Raw genomic sequence first — 17,802 nt, 5'->3', positions numbered from 1 at the left:
CTTATTTCTCGCTATCGACCAGGCCACGGACAAACGCACGCTGCATGGCTAAAACAATGACTACGGGTGGGATAAGGGTGAGCAGCATCGCCGCCATCACCTGGTTCCAGAGGGTGGTGCCTTCGCCGGTGGCGATCATGCCCTTAATGCCCGCCACGGCGGTGCCGAGGTTGACGTCCTGAATAATCAGCAGCGGCCACAGGTACTGGTTCCAGCCGTAGATAAAGGTGATCACAAACAGCGCCGCAAGGTTGGTTTTCGACAGCGGCAGCACGATGTCGCGGAAGAAACGCATCGGCGACGCGCCGTCGATGCGCGCCGCTTCGATCAGCTCGTCCGGCAGGGTCATAAAGAACTGGCGGAACAGGAAGGTGGCGGTCGCCGAGGCCATCAGCGGCAGCGTTAAGCCCGCGTAGCTGTCGAGCATCTTCAGGTTGGCGATCACTTCCACCGTCGGGAAGATACGCACCTCCACCGGCAGCATCAGGGTGATGAAAATCATCCAGAAAAAGAGGTTCCGCAGCGGAAAGCGGAACCAGACAATGGCGAAGGCCGAGAGCATCGATACCGTGATTTTGCCGACCGTAATGCCAAACGCCATGATGAAGCTGTTGAGCATCATCAGCCAGAACGGCGCGCTGTTGGCGCCCACGCCCTGGGTCCAGATGGTCTTCATGTTCTCGAAAAGATGTGTGCCTGGGATCAGCGTCATCGGCGTGTCGAACACCGCTTTGGTGTCCAGCGTGGCGGCGACAAAGGCCACGTACAGCGGGAAGAGGATGACGATAATCCCTAAAATCAGCATGGTATGGCTGAAAATCGTCAGCCCGCGACGGTTCTCAATCATTGGTAGCGCACCTTACTTTCAACGTAGCGGAACTGCACCACCGTGAGGATGATGACGAGGAACATCAGCACGACGGACTGTGCGGCAGAGGCGGAGAGATCCAGCCCGGCAAAGCCTTCGCGGTAAATTTTGTAAATCAGCGTGGTGGTCGCCTGTACCGGACCGCCTGCGGTGGCCGCGTCGATCACCGGGAAGGTGTCGAAGAAGGCGTACACGAGGTTAACCACCAGCAGGAAGAAGCTCACCGGGGCGATCAGCGGCAGCGACAGCCTGAAGAAGCGGCGAATGGGCCCTGCGCCGTCAATTGCCGCCGCTTCCACCAGCGAGCGCGGGATGGACTGCAGCGCGGCAAAGAAGAACAGGAAGTTGTAGCTGATCTGCTTCCACACCGAGGCGAACACCACCAGGAACATCGCCTGGCCGCTGTTCTGGGCGTGGTTCCAGTCGTAGCCCAGTTCGGCCAGAAAATGGGTAATCAACCCGCGTCCCGGGTTAAACAGGAAGATCCACAGCACGGCGGCGACGGCGGGCGCTACGGCATAAGGCAGCAGCATCAGGGTCTGATACAGGCGGCTGCCGCGCACCACGTAATCCACCAGCGCGGCGAAAAACAGCGAGGCAACCAGGCCGCTGACGGTGACCAGCGCGCTGAACTTCATCGTCGTCCAGAAGGAGTCCAGGTAGTAGCTGTCATGGAACAGCGCGGTGAAGTTGTCCAGGCCAACAAACTGGCTGGAAAGCCCGAACGGATCGACGCTTTGTACCGAGTACCACAGCGCTTCGCCCGCAGGCCAGATAAAGAAAATAACGGTGATGGCCAGCTGCGGCGCGACCAGCAGGTACGGCAGCCAGCGGGAACGGAACACCGGACGGGATGATGACATAGGTTTGCTCAGGTTGGTTTCCCCTCACCCTAACCCTCTCCCCAAAGGGGAGAGGGGAAGATTACACCCTCGCCCCTTTGGGAAGAGGGCCGGGGTGAGGGGATTAGTTTTAATTACGATTTAGTCGACTGCTCAAAGCGACGCAGCAGCTGATTCCCGCGCTCTACCGCCGAATCCAGCGCCTGCTGTGGCGTTTTCTTACCGGTCCACACGCTTTCCAGCTCTTCATCCACGATGGTGCGGATCTGCGGCATGTTGCCCAGACGCAGCCCTTTGGTGAACGGCAACGGCGGCTTGTTCAGCATCTGACGCGTCGCGATATCCGCGCCCGGGTTCTTACTGTAGAAGCCCTGCTCGCGGGTCAGGTCATACGCGGCTTTGGTGATGGGCAGGTAGCCGGTCTTCTGGTGCCACTCGGCGGCGTTTTCAGGCTTGGCCAGGAAGTCCAGGAATTCGGCGACGCCTTTGTAGGTGCCCTTATCTTTACCCTGCATCACCCACAGGCTCGCCCCGCCGATGATGGCGTTCTGCGGCGCGCCCTTCACGTCTGCGTCGTATGGCATCATGCCCACGCCGTAATTGAATTTGGCGTAGTGACGAATATCCGCCAGCGAGCCGGACGAGGCGGTGGTAATGGCGCAGTCGCCGTTGTAGAACTTCTCGGTGGATTCGTCTTTACGCCCGAAGTAGCTGAAGTCGCCCTTCTTGTTCAGTGCTTCCAGCAGCGCAATGTGCTTCACCTGCTCCGGCTTGTTGAACTCCAGTACCGCGTCGGTGCCGTCGAAGCCGTTGTTTTTGGTCGCAACCGGCAGGCCGTGCCAGGCGCTGAAGTTTTCAATCTGGATCCAGCCCTGCCAGCCGCTGGCGTAGCCGCACTTCATCCCCGCCGCTTTCAGCTTCGCGGTGTACTCCGCCAGGTCCTGCCAGGTTTTTGGCGGCTGCTCCGGGTCTAAACCGGCTTTTTTGAAGGCGTCTTTGTTGTAGTACAGCACCGGTGTGGAGCTGTTAAACGGCTGGGACAGCAGGTGCCCGGTTTTGGAATCCGTGTAGTAACCCGCTACGGTCGGCACGAACTGGGATTCGTCGAAGTTGATGCCCGCTTCTTTGAACACTTCATACACCGGCTTGATGGCTTTGGAGGCCATCATGGTGGCGGTACCCACTTCATAAACCTGTAACAGGGCCGGTGCGTTGCCGGTACGGAAGGCGGCGATGCCCGCGCTCAGGCTCTGCTCGTAGTTGCCTTTGTACACCGGCACAATTTTGTAATCCGGATGGGTGTCGTTGAAACGCTGCGCCAGGGAGTCAACCTCTTTACCCAACTCCCCTTCCATGGAATGCCAGAACGGAATGGTGGTGACAGCCATTGCGTTCGTCGCAAAAGCCAGACCCAGTGCCAGACCCAAAGCTGTGTGTCGTAACGATGTCATTGTCATCTCTCTTATTGTGCCGGATGCGCGATATCACGCGTTTTATGCTCGCGAGGTAACATGCCATGCTCGAATGACAGAAAAATAACTGTTTGTTTACAGATAAGTGACAGCCAGGCGTCAGGGTGATGATGGTTGTGTGAAGGGGTTGGGGGTGTTGGATTGGGTGCGGTCTGGTGCCCTCACCCCGCCCCTCTCCCACAGGGAGAGGGAGAAAACACTAAAAAAGGCAACTTGCGTTGCCTTTTTGCTTTTACCTCGTGCGGTCTGGTGCCATCACCCCGGCCCTCTCCCACAGGGAGAGGGAGCAAACACTAAAAAAGGCAACTTACGTTGCCTTTTTGCTTTTACCTATCCGCCCAGGTAAGCGCTCCGCACCGCTTCGTTAGCCAGCAGCGCGTCGCCGGTATCCTCCAGCACCACGCGGCCGTTCTCCAGCACGTAACCACGGTCAGCGAGCTTCAGCGCCTGGTTGGCGTTCTGCTCGACGAGGAAGATGGTCATCCCCTCTTTACGCAGCTGCTCAATGGTGTCGAAAATCTGCTGAATGATGATCGGTGCCAGACCGAGCGACGGTTCGTCCAGCAGCAACAGGCGCGGCTGGCTCATCAGCGCGCGGCCAATCGCCAGCATCTGCTGCTCACCGCCGGACATGGTACCCGCACGCTGAATGCGGCGCTCCCACAGGCGCGGGAAAAGCTCGTATACCCACTTGATGCGGGTCTGGTATTCATCGCGGTGAGCGAAGAAGCCGCCCATCGCCAGGTTCTCTTCCACCGTCATGCGTGAGAACACGCGACGCCCTTCCGGAACAATCGCCACCGCCTCGCGCATGATTCTGGCGGTCTGCCAGTCGGTAATGTCTTTACCATCGAACACTATCTGCCCGCTGGTTGCGCGCGGGTCGCCGCACAGGGTGCCGAGCAGCGTGGTTTTGCCCGCGCCGTTGGCGCCTATCAGAGTGACGATTTCACCCTGATTGATGTGCAGGCTGACGTCGTGCAGCGCCTGGATCTTGCCGTAGTGCGCGTTGACCTTGTCGAACGTTAACATCGCTTTTTCCATCTTATGCCTCACCAAGGTATGCGCGGATCACGTCCGGGTTGTTGCGGATCTCTTCCGGCGTGCCGTTCGCCAGCGGCGTACCCTGGTTTACCACGTAGATACGGTCCGAAATGCCCATCACCAGCTTCATGTCATGCTCAATCAGCAGGATGGTGGTGTCGTGACTATCGCGCAGCTCGGCAATCAGCTCGTCCAGCTCTTTGGTCTCTTTCGGGTTGAGCCCTGCCGCCGGTTCGTCGAGCATCAGGATTTCCGGCTGGGTGACCATGCAGCGCACAATCTCCAGGCGACGCTGATCGCCATAGGCCAGATTGCTCGCCTGACGGTTGGCGTGCTGCAGCAGGCCAATTCGGTCCAGCCAGGTGGCGGCGCGATCGAGCGCTTCATCCTGCGCGCGGCGAAAGGCCGGGGTTTTCAGCAGGCCGGAGAACAGCCCGGTTTTCAGCTGCTGATGCTGCGCCACCAGCAGGTTCTCAATCACCGTCATCTCGCGGAACAGACGCACGTGCTGGAAGGTACGCACCACGCCCATGCGGGCAATCTGCTGGCCCGGCAGCCCTTCAAGGTGCTGATCGCGCAGCATGATGGTGCCGCCCGTCGGCTTGTAGAAGCCGGTCAGGCAGTTGAAGACCGTGGTTTTCCCCGCCCCGTTCGGGCCAATCAGGGAGACAATCTCTTTCTTGTGCAGGTCAAGATTCACGTTGTTGACTGCCAGCAGGCCGCCAAAACGCATCATCAGACCGTTAACGGATAATAATGGCTGACTCATGCCTGCTCTCCTTTCGCTTGCCCGTTCTTCAGCTTCAGCTGTGGACGGGTCATCGGCAGTAAGCCCTGCGGACGCCAGATCATCATCAGCACCATCAAACCACCCAGCATCAGCATGCTGTATTCGTTAAAGTCGCGCATCAGCTCGCGCGAGACCACCAGCAGGATGGCCGCGAGGATAACGGCAAACTGCGAGCCCATCCCGCCAAGCACCACAATCGCCAGCACAAAGGCAGATTCGGCAAAGGTGAACGATTCCGGGCTGACGAAGCCCTGACGCGCGGCAAACAGCGTTCCGGCGAAACCGGCAAACGCGGCGCTGATGGTGAACGCGGTCAGCTTGATGCGGGTCGGGTTCAGGCCCAGAGAGCGGCAGGCGATCTCATCTTCACGCAGCGCTTCCCACGCGCGGCCCAGTGGCATGCGCAGCAGACGGTTGATCACGAACAGGGTAATCACCACCAGCAGCAGCGCCACCAGGTAAAGCCAGATCACGCGGTCGGACGGGTCATACTTGATGCCAAAGAAGTTGCTGAAGGTGTCCCAGCCGCCTTCGCGGGCGGTACGGCTAAATTCCAGTCCGAAGAAGGTCGGTTTCGGGATCTGGCTGATGCCGTTCGGGCCGCCGGTCACTTCGGTGTTATTCAGCAGCAGGATACGGACGATTTCTCCGAAGCCTAAGGTCACAATCGCCAGGTAGTCACCACGCAGGCGCAGCACCGGGAAGCCGAGCAGGAAGCCCGCGGCGGCAGAGACCAGCCCCGCCAGCGGCAGGCAGGTCCAGAAGCCGAGGCCGTAGTAGTGGTTCAGCAGCGCGAAGGTGTAGGCGCCGATGGCGTAAAAGCCGCCGTAGCCCAGCACCAGCAGGCCAGAGAGCCCCACCACCACGTTCAGACCGAGACCGAGAATTACGTAGATCATGGTCAGGGTGGCGATATCCACGGTGCCACGCGACACCACAAACGGCCACGCCACGGCGGCCACCAGCAGCGCCACGAGGAACAGCTTCTGCTTAATGGTAGAGCCGTCGATTGCCGGCAGCACGAATTTCGGTCCGGAGATATTTTTCAGCGTCTTCTGGAACAGCGGGCGCAGCAGCTGGAACAGGAATACCACGGCAGTGCCGATAAATACCCACTGCCAGCGAATATCAGCCGCGGTATCGACAACGAGTTTGGTGCCATTCAGCTCAAGCTGGACGCCCATAAAGACGCTGGCCAGCACGAAGAACATAGCGGCAGAGAGCAGCGCCATTGCAAAATGCATCGGTTTCATACTTTCTCTACCTCCGGACGGCCCAGAATACCGGTAGGCATCACCAGCAGAACCAGAATCAGCAGGGCAAACGACACCACGTCTTTATATTCCGTGCTCAGGTACGCCGAGGAGAGCGCTTCCGCCACGCCCAGGATCAGGCCACCGATCATCGCGCCCGGAATACTGCCGATACCGCCCAGTACCGCCGCGGTGAAGGCTTTCATCCCGGCCATAAAACCGATGTACGGGTTAATCACGCCGTAGAACTGGCCGAGCAGGACACCCGCCACCGCCGCCATCGCCGCGCCAATCACGAAGGTCAGGGCAATCACGCGGTCAGTGTTGATGCCGAGCAGGCTCGCCATCTTCAGGTCTTCCGCGCAGGCGCGGCAGGCGCGTCCCATGCGTGAGTAGCGAATGAACAGGGTCAGGGCGAGCATGGCGATAAAGGTCACGACCCAGATAACCAGCTGCATGGTGGTGATAGAGGCCGAGAAGTTTTCGCTGGCCCCTACAATCCACTGGCCGTTAAACAGGCTTGGCAGCGCCACGTCACGCGAGCCTTCGGTCAGGCTGACGTAGTTTTGCAGGAAGATGGACATCCCGATCGCGGAGATCAGCGCAATCAGACGCTTGGAGCTGCGCACCGGCCGGTAGGCCACGCGCTCAATGCTCCAGCCGTAGGCGCTGGCAATCACAATCGCGCCGACAAACCCGGCGGCGACCAGCAGCCAGCTGCTGTCGATGCCCATCATCATCAGCGCGGCAATGATCATAAAGGAGACGTAGCTACCGATCATGTACACCTCGCCGTGGGCGAAGTTGATCATACCGATAATGCCGTAAACCATCGTGTAACCGATGGCGATCAGCGCGTAGGTGCTTCCCAGCGTGACGCCGTTAAACATCTGCTGCAGGAAATAGAGAAACTGCTCGGACATATGCAAACCTTTTTATACCCGCCCGGTGAGCCGGGCGGTGGGATAATTATTTGGCGGCCGAGGACGAACCGTCGGCGTGCCACTTAAAGACACCAAACTCAAATCCCTTCAGATCGCCTTTCTCATCCCAGTTCAGCGGCCCAATCACGGTGTTCGCCCCGTGCGCTTTTAAATCTTTCACCAGATCCAGCGGTTCTTTGCTGCCGGTACGATCCAGGGCCGTCGCCAGAGACTGCACGGCCGCGTAGGTGATCCAGACGTATGGACCGCTCGGATCCTTCTTCTGCGCCTTGAGCGCATCCACGATAGCCTTGTTGGCCGGATCCTGGTCATAGCGTTTTGGCATCGTCACCAGCATGCCTTCGGCAGAATCCCCCGCGATGTTTGACAGGGAGGCGTTGCCCACGCCCTCTGGCCCCATAAATTGGGTTTTCAGACCGGTGGCGCGCGCCTGGCGCAGCATTTGACCCATCTCCGGGTAGTAGCCGCCGTAGTAAACGAAGTCGATATTCTCTTTTTGCAGACGGGCGATCAGCGCGGAGAAGTCTTTCTCACCGGCGGTAATGCCGTCGAAGAAGACGATGTTCGCGCCGCCTTTTTTCAGGCCGTCCTGAACGGAGCGCGCCAGGCCTTCGCCGTACTGCTGTTTGTCATGAATGATAGCAATACGCTTTGGCTTAACGGTGTCGAGAATGTATTTCGCCGCGGTGGGCCCCTGCGAGGAGTCCAGACCGGCGGTACGCATAATGTGCTGGTATCCGCGCTGGGTCAGCTCAGGGTTAGTTGCTCCAGGGGTGATCATCAGGATGCCTTCGTCTTCGTAGATATCAGACGCCGGCTGGGTGGAAGATGAACACAGGTGGCCGATCACGTACTGGATACCGTCGTTGACGATTTTGTTGGCGACCGCGACGGCCTGTTTCGGATCGCACGCGTCGTCATATTCCACGCCCACCAGCTTGTCGCCCTTGATGCCGCCCTTAGCGTTGATGTCTTTAATGGCCTGGCGCGCGCCGTTGAACTCCATGTCACCCCACTGGGCAACAGGGCCGGACATCGCACCCACTACCGCAACTTTAATGTCCTCCGCCATAGCGGCATGCGAGATCGACAGTGCGACCATCCCCGCGATTAACGTCTTCGCGTTCCTTTTCATCTCTGAATCCCCATTCGTGATATCGTGTTTATATTTTGTTTTATTATGGTTAAAAAGCATTCTGTACTTTTAATGAACAACGCTATTTTTACCAGTGCCTTTAATGGTTTAGCGCAGGTTTTTATCAAAAACCAGACTAAAATCTCTATTTTTCAGGCGATTAAGCAAAGATAATATTCTGAAATCAGGCAGAGATAAACAAATAAAAGTGCAGTTTGCAGCATAAAATAACGGTACAAAGCGCCGAATAAAACACTGCCTTTCAGGTTAAAATTCTGCTTATTTTTCGATCCATGTGTTTTCACACTGCCCATTGCATTGCTAAAAAACTAATCACCTGGTTAATGAGAATAAAAAGAGGAAGCCGCTGAGTGAATAAATTGAGTACACTGCCCCTACTCAATTTGATTTGGACAAGTAGCTAATGAAACTGACTATCGTGCGTCTGGTGACCTTTAGCGACCAGGATCATATCGACCTGGGCAAGATCTGGCCGGAATATTCCCCTTCGTCACTGCATGTCGACGAGAACCATCGCATTTATGCCGCGCGCTTTAACGAGCGCTTGCTGGCTGCGGTTCGCGTGACCCTGAGCGGCACGGAGGGGGCGCTGGACTCGCTGCGCGTACGTGACGTGACCCGTCGTCGCGGTGTGGGACAGTATTTAATTGAAGAAGTGATCCGCGAAAACCCGAACGTGAACTCATGGTGGATGGCCGACGTGGGCGTGGAAGACCGCGGCGTGATGGCGGCGTTTATGCAGGCGTTAGGGTTTACGGCGCAGGAGAGCGGGTGGGAGAAGCGCCAGAGTTGATTTGTGCGGCCTGATCTGTGCGGCCTGATGCCCTCACCCCGGCCCTCTCCCACGGGGAGAGGGAGAAAACATTAAAAAAGGCAACTTACGTTGCCTTTTTGCTTTTATTTGGCGTCTGTCGCCGTGCCGTTCGCATGCCAGTCAAACACGCCGAACTCGAAGCCCTTCAGATCGCCCTTCGCATCCCAGGACAGCGGCCCCATGACGGTTTCGACCGTGTTCGCTTTCAGCCAGGTAGCAATCTCAGCCGGATCGGCTGACTGGTTCAGACCCGCCTGCAGGGACTGCAGCGCAGCGTAGGTAGTCCAGACGAACGCGCCGCTTGGATCCTGTTTCTTCGCCTTGATGGCATCCACGATAGGTTTGTTCGCTGGCACCTGGTCGTAGTTCTTCGGCTTGGTTACCAGCAGGCCTTCGGCTGATTCACCCGCGATGTTAGACAAAGACACGTTCGCCACGCCTTCCGGCCCCATGAACTGGGTTTTCAGACCCGCCGCACGCGCCTGACGCAGGATCTGGCCCATTTCAGGGTGGTAGCCGCCGTAGTAAACGAAATCAATATTCTCTTTCTTCAGACGCGCCACCAACGTGGAGAAGTCTTTCTCACCGGCGGTGATCCCGTCAAAGAAGACCACGTTGGCATTGCCTTTTTTCAGACCGTCCTGCACCGCACGGGCCAGACCTTCACCATACTGCTGTTTGTCGTGAACAATCGCGATACGCTGCGGCTTCACTTTTTCCAGAATGTACTTAGCCGCCGTTGGGCCCTGATCGGAGTCCAGACCCGTGGTGCGCAGGGTCAGCTTATAGCCTCGCGCGGTCAGCTCTGGTGCAGTTGCAGCCGGAGTGATCATCAGAATACCTTCGTCTTCGTAGATGTCAGACGCTGGCTGAGTAGAGGAGGAGCAGAGGTGACCGATAACGTATTTGATCCCGTCGTTCACCACTTTGTTCGCCACCGCGACCGCTTGCTTCGGGTCACAGGCATCGTCGTATTTTACGATCTGCAGTTTTTCTCCCTTGATGCCGCCCTTAGCATTAATGTCTGCAACCGCCTGTTCAGCGCCTGTAAACTCCTGGTCGCCGTACTGTGCTACCGGACCGGACATTGCGCCCACAACAGCCACTTTTATATCTGCCTGTGCCATGGTGCTGAATGCCAACGCGATACATCCTGCCAGTAACGCTTTACCCTTCATGTTCATCCTGAGATTCCCCATTATTATGGTTATTACGATTGTTGTGATGTTGTTGTGCAGCGCTTTATTTCAGTTATTGGTGTGCTGTTCGCGCTTTTTCAGCATACTCTGCTAAAACATACCCCATTTTTATGATTTTGGAATAGCTAATTTGAAATGAATATATGATAAGCCCGACAGGATTTACCGCCGGGCTTGTGGCTTTAACGTGTCAGCGACGCGGAGATAATATCCAGCGCTTTACGGAACTGCGCTTCTGGGATGGTAAGCGGATAGAGGAAGCGGATAACGTTGCCGTACACGCCGCAGCTCAGCAGAAGCAGCCCTTCGTTCAACGCGCGTTCCTGCACCTGGCGGGTGAATTCCGGCGAAGGCTGCCCGGATTGCGGATCGTTAAACTCTACCGCCACCATCGAGCCCTGTGCGCGAATGTCAGCGATATATGGGCAGTGTTCCTTGGCTTTATTGAGCACTTCCACCAGGTGATGACCGAGATGCGCCGAGCGCGTGCAGAGATCTTCCTCATCAATCACGTCCAGCACCGCGTGCGCTGCGGCAATCGCCAGCGGATTACCCGCGTAGGTGCCGCCCAGCCCGCCCGGCGCAGGCGCGTCCATCACGTCGGCACGGCCCGATACCGCTGAAAGCGGCATCCCGCCCGCCAGGCTTTTTGCCATGGTGATCAGGTCCGGCTTCACGCAGTGGTGTTCCATCGAGAAAAGCTTGCCGGTGCGGGCGAAGCCGCTTTGTACCTCGTCAGCAATCAGCAAAATGCCGTGGGTATCGCACAGGGCGCGAAGGGCCTGCATAAAATCAGCGGGCGCGATGTTGAAACCGCCCTCCCCCTGAACCGGTTCGAGAATAATGGCCGCGACCTGGTCAGGAGCGATATCCGCTTTGAAGATGCGTTCCAGGCTTTTCAACGCTTCCGCCGTGCTGACGCCGTGCAGCTCGTTCGGATACTGCGCGTGATACACCGAGCCGGGGAACGGGCCGAAGCCGAGCTTGTACGGCGCGACTTTACCGGTCAGCGCCATGGTCATAAAAGTGCGGCCGTGGAACGCGCCGCCGAAGGTGATAAGGCCAGGGCGCCTGGTGTACGCGCGGGCAATTTTGACCGCGTTTTCGACTGCCTCAGCCCCCGTCGAGAAGAACGCGATTTTGGCCGGACCGTCAATCGGCACGCGCTGGTTGATGCGCTCGGCAAGCGCCACGTAGCCTTCGTACGGCACAATCTGGTAGGCCGTGTGGGTAAACGCGTGGAGTTGTTTTTCTATAGCGGAGATGACTTTGGGATGGCGATGGCCGGTATTCAGCACCGCGATCCCGGCGGCGAAGTCGATGTACTCATTGCCTTCCACGTCCCACACCGTGGCGTTTTCGGCTTTGTCGGCATAGAAGTTACACATGACGCCGATGCCGCGCGGCGTCGCGTGTAAACGCCGGTCGTTCAGTTCGTTATTTTTCACCCTGTCCCCCTGAGAAGTCGCCTGCTTAGCGCATCAGTAAGTGTTTGCCAGGGGGAGGGAATTCGCCAGAGCGGGCGCTAAAAAAACAAAACCCCCAGACTCTCATCCAGGGGTTCTCGGTGTTATTCGCGGTAATTACGCTTCGATAGCGGCGCGAAGTTTTTTCATGGCGTTCTTTTCAAGCTGACGAACACGTTCCGCAGAAACGCCGTAGCGGTCGGCCAGCTCCTGCAGCGTGGACTTGTTGTCTTCGTCCAGCCAGCGGGCGCGGATAATGTCCTGGCTACGTTCGTCGAGGCCTTCCATCGCATGGGTCAGCTTGTTCGCGGCCTGATCTTCCCAGTTATCCTCTTCGATGCCGTCGGCAAAGTTAGAGGTTTTATCCTGCAGATACAGAACCGGTGCCATCGGCTGGCTGTCAGATGCGTCGTCGTCGGAGGACATATCGAAAGTCATGTCCTGAGCGGCCATACGGGATTCCATCTCACGCACGTCTTTGCTGGATACGCCCAGCTCACGCGCCACCATTTCCACTTCATCCTGATTGAACCAGCCCAGACGCTGCTTGGTTTTACGCAGGTTGAAGAACAGCTTACGTTGCGCTTTTGTCGTGGCGACCTTCACGATACGCCAGTTGCGCAGCACGTATTCATGAATTTCTGCTTTGATCCAGTGCACGGCGAAGGAGACCAGTCGCACGCCCACTTCCGGGTTAAAGCGACGTACAGCCTTCATCAGGCCGATGTTACCTTCCTGAATCAAGTCCGCCTGCGGCAGGCCATAGCCCGCATAGTTACGAGCAATGTGAACAACAAAGCGCAGGTGAGACAGGATCAGCTTCTTCGCTGCTTCCAGATCGCCCTGGTAATGCAGCTTTTCAGCAAGCTCCTTTTCTTCCTCGGCCGTTAACATCGGCCAGGTGTTCGCAGCCCGGATATAGGATTCCAGGTTACCAACAGGGGCTAAAGCTAAAGTTTGCATTTCTTTGGTCATTCATTCCTCTCAATGTTTCTTCTGGTCCAGGCTGTCCCCGTCAGGCAACAACCATGCCAAAGCGTTTGAGCAACGAGATTAGCATTCACTCTTTTATCAGACAGTGATTTTATCCACAAGTTCCAGGTGCAACGGTGAATAAATTACGCACAAAATGTGACATGGAGATGATAACAGGGGAAGAGACAACAGGGACGCTTTCCCTGCAGAGCGAACATCTCGGTGCAGGGAAAGATTATATCACGCTTTTATTAGTCGGGAGTAAAGTGGCGTAAATGTTGAACCGTTGCCAGCCATGCGGCAATCCAGCCGATCATGGAGCACACCAGCAGCAACAGCAGGCACTCATCGAAGCCTAACCCACTGATATCAAACTTAGTTCCGAAAACCTGCGCCACTTCAGTGACGGCAGACGAAAGCCGCATCACCAAAATTTCTGACAATATCAGTGAAAGAAATGCGCCGGAAAAACCGAGCAGCGCGCCGCCGTAAAGGAACGGACGCAGGATGAAACCGTCCGTTGCGCCAATCAGTTTCTGTACGTTGATGGTATCACGGCGCGCGAAGATGCTCAGACGCACGCTGTTACCGATGACGAGGAACACCGCCGCCACCATCAGCACGCCGATCATCGCCGACACGCGTCCCACCAGCCCGGTCAGAGCCGCAAGACGGGCAAACCAGCTGTCGTCCATGCGTACTTCATCAATCCCGTTGATGCGGGTGATGCGGTCGCGCAGGGTATTCAGCGAATCGGTTCCCTGGAAATCAAGCTTCGGGATCACCACCGCCACAGCAGGCAGCGGGTTCTCTTCGAGCATATCCAGCGCGCCGCCAAAGCCTGACCAGTTACGGAACTCGCCCAGCGCTTCTTCACGGGAAAGATAATTGACCTTTTCCACGCCCTGCTCGGCCTGGATTTGCCCGACCACCTGCGCCGCCGCGTTATCGTCGAGCGCTTTATCCAGATAAACGGTGATCTGCGGTGACGGATAATACTGCGACGCCGCCTGGTTGACGTTCTTATAGACCATGTAGCAGACGCTTGGCAGCGTCAGGGAGATGGCAATCACCATCACCGTCAGGAACGTCGCCAGCGGTTTGCTTTTCAGGTCCTGCAGCGCGCCGTGGAAGGCGTAACGCACCTGCTCGTTAAACACGTTGGTCTTGCGGGAGGCCGGCTTCGGCGCCGCTTTCTGGCGCTTAGGCGCATTACGATTGCCGTCACCGCCGCCCTGCGGCTTATGGAAACGGTCAAACCGGTTCCCGAACTGCCGAATCTGGTTCATTGCATCACGCTTGTTCACCGTGGCCTCCGTGCAAATGCCCGTCGCTCAGGGTCAGCATGCGGTACGAACGACGAGAAATGAGTCCCATATCGTGCGTCGCCATCAGTACCGTTACCCCTACGCGGTTGAATTCCTCAAACAGACGCAAAATCCCTTCGGACAGGGCATCGTCCAGGTTACCGGTCGGTTCATCCGCCAGCAGTACCGCAGGCTTGTTCACCACCGCGCGGGCGATGCCGACGCGCTGCTGTTCACCGCCGGAGAGCTGGATCGGGAAGTTCTTCGCTTTGTCCAGCAGCCCGACCTTATCCAGCGCCGCAGAGACGCGACGACGGATATCGTCATAGCTGGCGCCGGCAATAATCAGCGGGATCGCCACGTTATCGAAAACGGTGCGATCCATCAGCAGGTGGTGATCCTGGAAAATCATGCCGATCTGACGACGCAGAAACGGCACTTCGCGGTTTTTCAGACGGCTAATTTCGTGGCCGCTGAACCAGATTTTCCCGGCGCTTGGCCGTTCTATCCCACAGATAAGCTTGAGCAGGGTACTTTTCCCCGCGCCGGAATGGCCGGTCAGGAATGCCATCTCGCCCGGCTGCAGGTGGAACGTCACCCCCTGCAGCGCTTGTCTCCCACCGAGATAGGCCTTGCTGACGTGTTCAAAGCGAATCATTGTTAGTCCTCTCGGGCAAATAATGCCTCAATAAAGTCGTCCGCCTTAAACGGACGCAAATCCTCAATACGCTCGCCCACACCGATGTAGCGGATAGGAATGCCGAACTGGTCGGCCACGGAGAAGATCACCCCGCCTTTCGCGGTGCCGTCCAGCTTGGTCAGCGCGATCCCCGTCAGTCCTACCGCTTCATGGAACAGCTTCGCCTGGCTAATGGCGTTCTGCCCGGTGCTGGCGTCGATAGTCAGCATAATTTCATGCGGTGCATCTTCGTCCAGCTTCTTCATGACGCGGACGATTTTCTTCAACTCTTCCATCAGGTGCGATTTGTTCTGCAAACGCCCTGCGGTGTCGGCAATCAGCACGTCCACGTTGCGCGACTTCGCCGCCTGGATGGCGTCGAAAATCACGGACGCGGAATCCGCGCCGGTGTGCTGGGCAATCACCGGAATGTTGTTGCGCTGGCCCCACACCTGGAGCTGTTCAACCGCTGCCGCACGGAAGGTATCGCCCGCCGCCAGCATCACCGATTTGCCCTGCTGCTCAAACTGACGCGCCAGCTTGCCGATGGTGGTGGTTTTACCCACGCCGTTGACGCCAACCATCAGAATAACAAATGGCGTTTTGCCTTCAATATTAAGCGGTTCGTCAACTTTTGCGAGAATTTCACCCATCTCGTCTTTCAGCAGGCCGTACAGCGCCTCGGCGTCGCGCAACTGTTTGCGGCTCGCCCCTTCGGTCAGGTTGGTGATGATCTTACGGGTAGTTTCCACGCCCACGTCCGCAATCAGCAGTTGCTCTTCCAGCTCTTCAAACAGATCGTCGTCGATCTTCTTGCCGCGGAACAGACTGATAAATCCGGAACCTAAGTTTTCTTTGGTTTTGAGCAGGCTGCGCTTCAGGCGCGCGAAGAAACCTTCTTTGGTCGGTTTTTCCTGCTCCTGCACGATCTCTTCTTCGGCCTGCTCTTCCACCGGCACAACGATGACTGACTCTTCCGCGGCTTCCGCCGCCAGCGCCTGGGCTTCCAGCTCTTCGTCGGTCAGATCTGGCTCAAGTGCCGCCTCTTCTTCCACCGCCTCAACGATTTCAACGGTTTCCGCTTCGGCCTGCCACTCTTCGGCAGACATCTCTTCGGCGTTGACCTCTTCCGGTAGCGGCAGCTCTTCATGTTCTGTTGCGGCCTGAGGCGCATCGGCAACGGTCTCGATGACGACCGGCTCTGGCTTCTCGCTCTCCTGAACCTGTTCAGTAACCTCAACCACCTCTTCAGCAAAGGATTCAATCTCTTCTTTGCTGTGGGCAGGCTCTTCCGCTTCGACAACCGCAGCGGTTTCTACTGGCGTTTCAGGCTGTGACTGCTCTTCTGCAACCTGTTGTTCTTCGGTTTTCTGTTCTGTTTCTTGCTCTTTTTCACCGAAACCCAACCAGGAAAAGAAGCCACGTTTTTTTTGTTTTGCCATCTGCGACTACACTCCTCGCGGCGCTATATACAGGGAAGCTAAAAAAATGATGAAATAGTCTAACACTTTACTTAATTGACATCACCGCCCGCAATCGCAGGGCAATGGTTAACAGAGCTTTCCAGAGATGAAGAAACCCACCCGCGCCCCGGCCGGTCAAATTCGCATTATCGGCGGCCAGTGGCGAGGCCGGAAATTACCGGTGCCGGACAGCCCCGGTTTACGCCCCACCACCGACCGCGTTCGCGAGACGCTGTTTAACTGGCTTGCCCCGTCAATGGTAGACGCCCATTGCCTGGACTGCTTCGCCGGAAGCGGTGCCTTAGGGCTGGAGGCACTGTCGCGCTATGCTGCCAGCGCCACGCTGCTGGAGATGGAGCGCGGCGTCGCGCAGACCCTGCAGCAAAATCTGGCGACGCTGAAGGCGACGAATGCGAAAGTGGTAAATACCAATACGCTAAGCTTCCTCGCGCAACAGGGCACGCCGCATAATGTCGTGTTTGTTGACCCGCCGTTCCGCAAGGGGCTACTGGAAGAGACGTTATCCCTGCTGGAGCACAATGGCTGGCTGGCGGATGACGCGCTAATTTATGTAGAAAGCGAAGTGGAAAACGGCCTGCCACCCGTTCCCGTTCACTGGGATCTGCACCGCGAAAAGGTCGCAGGCCAGGTGGCTTATCGTCTTTATCACCGTCAGGCACAAGGAGGATCCGATGCCGGTACTGATTAACCTGGGACGCTTGCTGATGCTGGGCGTCTGGGCATTTTTGATTTTGAATCTGGTGCACCCGTTCCCGCGCCCGTTGAATATCTTCGTTAACGTGGCGCTGATTTTCACCTCGTTCATGCACGCCCTGCAGATGGTGATGCTGAAAAACGGTCTGCCAAAAGATGGCCCGCCGATGACCGGCTGGCAGCAGCTGCGGGTGTTTATTTTTGGCGTGTTTGAACTGCTGGTGTGGATGAAGAAGTTTAAGGCGCAGGTGAAGAAGTAAGGTGCGGCCTGATGCCCTCACCCTAACCCTCTCCCAGAGGGAGAGGGGACGATTACACCCTCTCCCTCTGGGAGAGGGCCGGGGTGAGGGGAAAATTACCGCTCCGGTTCAAACCCTTCAAACCGCGACCCTTTGTAGCTCAGCGTTCCTTTCTCTCCCACCGTCAGCCGATGGTACTGCTGCGCCTCCAGGCGGAAGGTCATCTCCAGGCCGCCCGTTTCTGGCTTAAAGCTCGCTTCATAGCGCATTGTTGTGCCCGCAGGCGTCACCTGCTGCTGGCGCGAGCGGCGGTCGTTGAGCGGCTTCTCACGTTTGTTGGTCACCACCACGCGCTTTTGCATCAGCGGTGCGGCATCGTTATCCGCCTTCTCGCGGCGCTGTTGCACGAAGCGGAACGAGGCGGCAATGACGATAATCGCCACCACGATAATGAAAAACAGCGGCATCTTGCTCATTAAAACATCCCATCAGATTATGCGGAATTCAGGATACCTCGCCTGCCCCGGCATTGCCAAACGCCCGCCCGCGTCACTACACTGGATCAGAAACTGATTAT

At 57.2% G+C, this 17,802-nt stretch carries 18 protein-coding genes; 3 read left to right on the top strand and 15 right to left on the bottom strand.

Annotated elements, in window-relative coordinates:
• Position 1: 1 nt before the first annotated feature.
• From ugpE to livK, 8 genes are all read right to left on the bottom strand, one after another.
• A complete protein-coding gene (gene ugpE, locus AC4ICF_RS01410; RefSeq protein ID WP_013099125.1) occupies positions 2–847 on the bottom strand; it encodes a sn-glycerol-3-phosphate ABC transporter permease UgpE in 846 nt (281 codons plus the stop codon).
• Positions 844–1,731, bottom strand: coding sequence for a sn-glycerol-3-phosphate ABC transporter permease UgpA (ugpA, locus tag AC4ICF_RS01405; RefSeq protein WP_166709774.1), 888 nt, complete (start codon positions 1,729–1,731; stop codon positions 844–846). The genes ugpE and ugpA overlap by 4 nt, the downstream gene beginning before the upstream one ends.
• A 113-nt stretch (positions 1,732–1,844) precedes the next feature.
• Positions 1,845–3,161 carry a sn-glycerol-3-phosphate ABC transporter substrate-binding protein UgpB gene (gene ugpB / locus AC4ICF_RS01400; RefSeq protein ID WP_023326491.1) on the bottom strand — a complete coding sequence of 439 codons (1,317 nt, stop codon included), beginning with the start codon at positions 3,159–3,161 and terminating at the stop codon, positions 1,845–1,847.
• Positions 3,162–3,512: 351 nt separating this feature from the next.
• A complete protein-coding gene (livF, locus tag AC4ICF_RS01395) occupies positions 3,513–4,226 on the bottom strand; it encodes a high-affinity branched-chain amino acid ABC transporter ATP-binding protein LivF (protein ID WP_032650575.1) in 714 nt (237 codons plus the stop codon).
• 1 nt (position 4,227) lies between these two features.
• Complete coding sequence (livG, locus tag AC4ICF_RS01390; RefSeq protein WP_023310024.1) at positions 4,228–4,995, bottom strand: high-affinity branched-chain amino acid ABC transporter ATP-binding protein LivG; 768 nt, start codon at positions 4,993–4,995, stop codon at positions 4,228–4,230.
• On the bottom strand, positions 4,992–6,269 hold the full coding sequence (locus tag AC4ICF_RS01385) for a high-affinity branched-chain amino acid ABC transporter permease LivM (RefSeq protein ID WP_316380626.1): 1,278 nt from the start codon (positions 6,267–6,269) through the stop codon (positions 4,992–4,994). The genes livG and AC4ICF_RS01385 overlap by 4 nt, the downstream gene beginning before the upstream one ends.
• A complete protein-coding gene (gene livH / locus AC4ICF_RS01380; protein ID WP_013099131.1) occupies positions 6,266–7,192 on the bottom strand; it encodes a high-affinity branched-chain amino acid ABC transporter permease LivH in 927 nt (308 codons plus the stop codon). The genes AC4ICF_RS01385 and livH overlap by 4 nt, the downstream gene beginning before the upstream one ends.
• A gap of 46 nt (positions 7,193–7,238) precedes the next feature.
• The gene (gene livK, locus AC4ICF_RS01375; RefSeq protein WP_116343990.1) at positions 7,239–8,348 is read right to left on the bottom strand and encodes a high-affinity branched-chain amino acid ABC transporter substrate-binding protein LivK; all 1,110 of its coding nucleotides are present in this window, start codon (positions 8,346–8,348) and stop codon (positions 7,239–7,241) included.
• A 424-nt stretch (positions 8,349–8,772) separates the two neighbouring features.
• Between livK and panM the strand changes: the two genes are divergently transcribed.
• On the top strand, positions 8,773–9,162 hold the full coding sequence (gene panM, locus AC4ICF_RS01370) for an aspartate 1-decarboxylase autocleavage activator PanM (protein ID WP_059355744.1): 390 nt from the start codon (positions 8,773–8,775) through the stop codon (positions 9,160–9,162).
• 104 nt (positions 9,163–9,266) lie between these two features.
• Here panM and livJ read toward each other — a convergent pair whose 3' ends face one another.
• The 6 genes from livJ to ftsY all read right to left on the bottom strand — a co-directional run bounded on the left by livJ (position 9,267) and on the right by ftsY (position 16,251).
• Positions 9,267–10,367 (bottom strand): branched chain amino acid ABC transporter substrate-binding protein LivJ, encoded by a 1,101-nt coding sequence (gene livJ / locus AC4ICF_RS01365; RefSeq protein WP_072201786.1) that lies wholly within the window; start codon positions 10,365–10,367, stop codon positions 9,267–9,269.
• A 197-nt stretch (positions 10,368–10,564) separates the two neighbouring features.
• On the bottom strand, positions 10,565–11,830 hold the full coding sequence (locus AC4ICF_RS01360) for a 4-aminobutyrate--2-oxoglutarate transaminase (RefSeq protein WP_439210023.1): 1,266 nt from the start codon (positions 11,828–11,830) through the stop codon (positions 10,565–10,567).
• A gap of 135 nt (positions 11,831–11,965) precedes the next feature.
• Positions 11,966–12,823: an RNA polymerase sigma factor RpoH gene (gene rpoH, locus AC4ICF_RS01355; RefSeq protein WP_028015143.1), complete on the bottom strand. Its 858-nt coding sequence runs from the start codon at positions 12,821–12,823 to the stop codon at positions 11,966–11,968.
• 251 nt (positions 12,824–13,074) lie between these two features.
• Complete coding sequence (gene ftsX, locus AC4ICF_RS01350) at positions 13,075–14,130, bottom strand: permease-like cell division protein FtsX (RefSeq protein ID WP_439210022.1); 1,056 nt, start codon at positions 14,128–14,130, stop codon at positions 13,075–13,077.
• Positions 14,117–14,788 carry a cell division ATP-binding protein FtsE gene (gene ftsE / locus AC4ICF_RS01345; RefSeq protein ID WP_003861525.1) on the bottom strand — a complete coding sequence of 224 codons (672 nt, stop codon included), beginning with the start codon at positions 14,786–14,788 and terminating at the stop codon, positions 14,117–14,119. The genes ftsX and ftsE overlap by 14 nt, the downstream gene beginning before the upstream one ends.
• Before the next feature lie 2 nt (positions 14,789–14,790).
• Complete coding sequence (gene ftsY / locus AC4ICF_RS01340; protein ID WP_316380628.1) at positions 14,791–16,251, bottom strand: signal recognition particle-docking protein FtsY; 1,461 nt, start codon at positions 16,249–16,251, stop codon at positions 14,791–14,793.
• Between the two features lie 127 nt (positions 16,252–16,378).
• Between ftsY and rsmD the strand changes: the two genes are divergently transcribed.
• Complete coding sequence (gene rsmD, locus AC4ICF_RS01335; protein WP_028015140.1) at positions 16,379–16,981, top strand: 16S rRNA (guanine(966)-N(2))-methyltransferase; 603 nt, start codon at positions 16,379–16,381, stop codon at positions 16,979–16,981.
• A complete protein-coding gene (locus AC4ICF_RS01330; RefSeq protein WP_014882110.1) occupies positions 16,965–17,246 on the top strand; it encodes a DUF1145 family protein in 282 nt (93 codons plus the stop codon). Before rsmD ends, AC4ICF_RS01330 begins: the two co-directional genes overlap by 17 nt.
• Positions 17,247–17,341: 95 nt before the next feature.
• Here the strand turns inward: AC4ICF_RS01330 and AC4ICF_RS01325 are convergent, their stop codons facing one another.
• Positions 17,342–17,701 (bottom strand): DUF2500 domain-containing protein, encoded by a 360-nt coding sequence (locus AC4ICF_RS01325; RefSeq protein ID WP_116343987.1) that lies wholly within the window; start codon positions 17,699–17,701, stop codon positions 17,342–17,344.
• Between the last annotated feature and the right edge of the window lie 101 nt (positions 17,702–17,802).

The sequence above is a fragment of the Enterobacter sp. ECC_219_Taxon_10 genome, from assembly GCF_058354905.1.
This window is presented reverse-complemented; position numbering and strand designations above follow the sequence as displayed.

Excerpts from the sequence above, each read along its gene's own strand:
- livG (WP_023310024.1), bottom strand. The coding sequence starts at position 4,995 with ATGAGTCAGCCATTATTATCCGTTAACGGTCTGATGATGCGTTTTGGC.
- AC4ICF_RS01325 (WP_116343987.1), bottom strand. The coding sequence starts at position 17,701 with ATGAGCAAGATGCCGCTGTTTTTCATTATCGTGGTGGCGATTATCGTC.
- ftsY (WP_316380628.1), bottom strand. The coding sequence starts at position 16,251 with ATGGCAAAACAAAAAAAACGTGGCTTCTTTTCCTGGTTGGGTTTCGGT.
- AC4ICF_RS01385 (WP_316380626.1), bottom strand. The coding sequence starts at position 6,269 with ATGAAACCGATGCATTTTGCAATGGCGCTGCTCTCTGCCGCTATGTTC.
- AC4ICF_RS01330 (WP_014882110.1), top strand. The coding sequence starts at position 16,965 with ATGCCGGTACTGATTAACCTGGGACGCTTGCTGATGCTGGGCGTCTGG.
- livH (WP_013099131.1), bottom strand. The coding sequence starts at position 7,192 with ATGTCCGAGCAGTTTCTCTATTTCCTGCAGCAGATGTTTAACGGCGTC.
- rsmD (WP_028015140.1), top strand. The coding sequence starts at position 16,379 with ATGAAGAAACCCACCCGCGCCCCGGCCGGTCAAATTCGCATTATCGGC.
- livF (WP_032650575.1), bottom strand. The coding sequence starts at position 4,226 with ATGGAAAAAGCGATGTTAACGTTCGACAAGGTCAACGCGCACTACGGC.
- livJ (WP_072201786.1), bottom strand. The coding sequence starts at position 10,367 with ATGAACATGAAGGGTAAAGCGTTACTGGCAGGATGTATCGCGTTGGCA.
- ugpB (WP_023326491.1), bottom strand. The coding sequence starts at position 3,161 with ATGACATCGTTACGACACACAGCTTTGGGTCTGGCACTGGGTCTGGCT.
- panM (WP_059355744.1), top strand. The coding sequence starts at position 8,773 with ATGAAACTGACTATCGTGCGTCTGGTGACCTTTAGCGACCAGGATCAT.
- ugpA (WP_166709774.1), bottom strand. The coding sequence starts at position 1,731 with ATGTCATCATCCCGTCCGGTGTTCCGTTCCCGCTGGCTGCCGTACCTG.
- ftsE (WP_003861525.1), bottom strand. The coding sequence starts at position 14,788 with ATGATTCGCTTTGAACACGTCAGCAAGGCCTATCTCGGTGGGAGACAA.
- rpoH (WP_028015143.1), bottom strand. The coding sequence starts at position 12,823 with ATGACCAAAGAAATGCAAACTTTAGCTTTAGCCCCTGTTGGTAACCTG.
- ugpE (WP_013099125.1), bottom strand. The coding sequence starts at position 847 with ATGATTGAGAACCGTCGCGGGCTGACGATTTTCAGCCATACCATGCTG.
- livK (WP_116343990.1), bottom strand. The coding sequence starts at position 8,348 with ATGAAAAGGAACGCGAAGACGTTAATCGCGGGGATGGTCGCACTGTCG.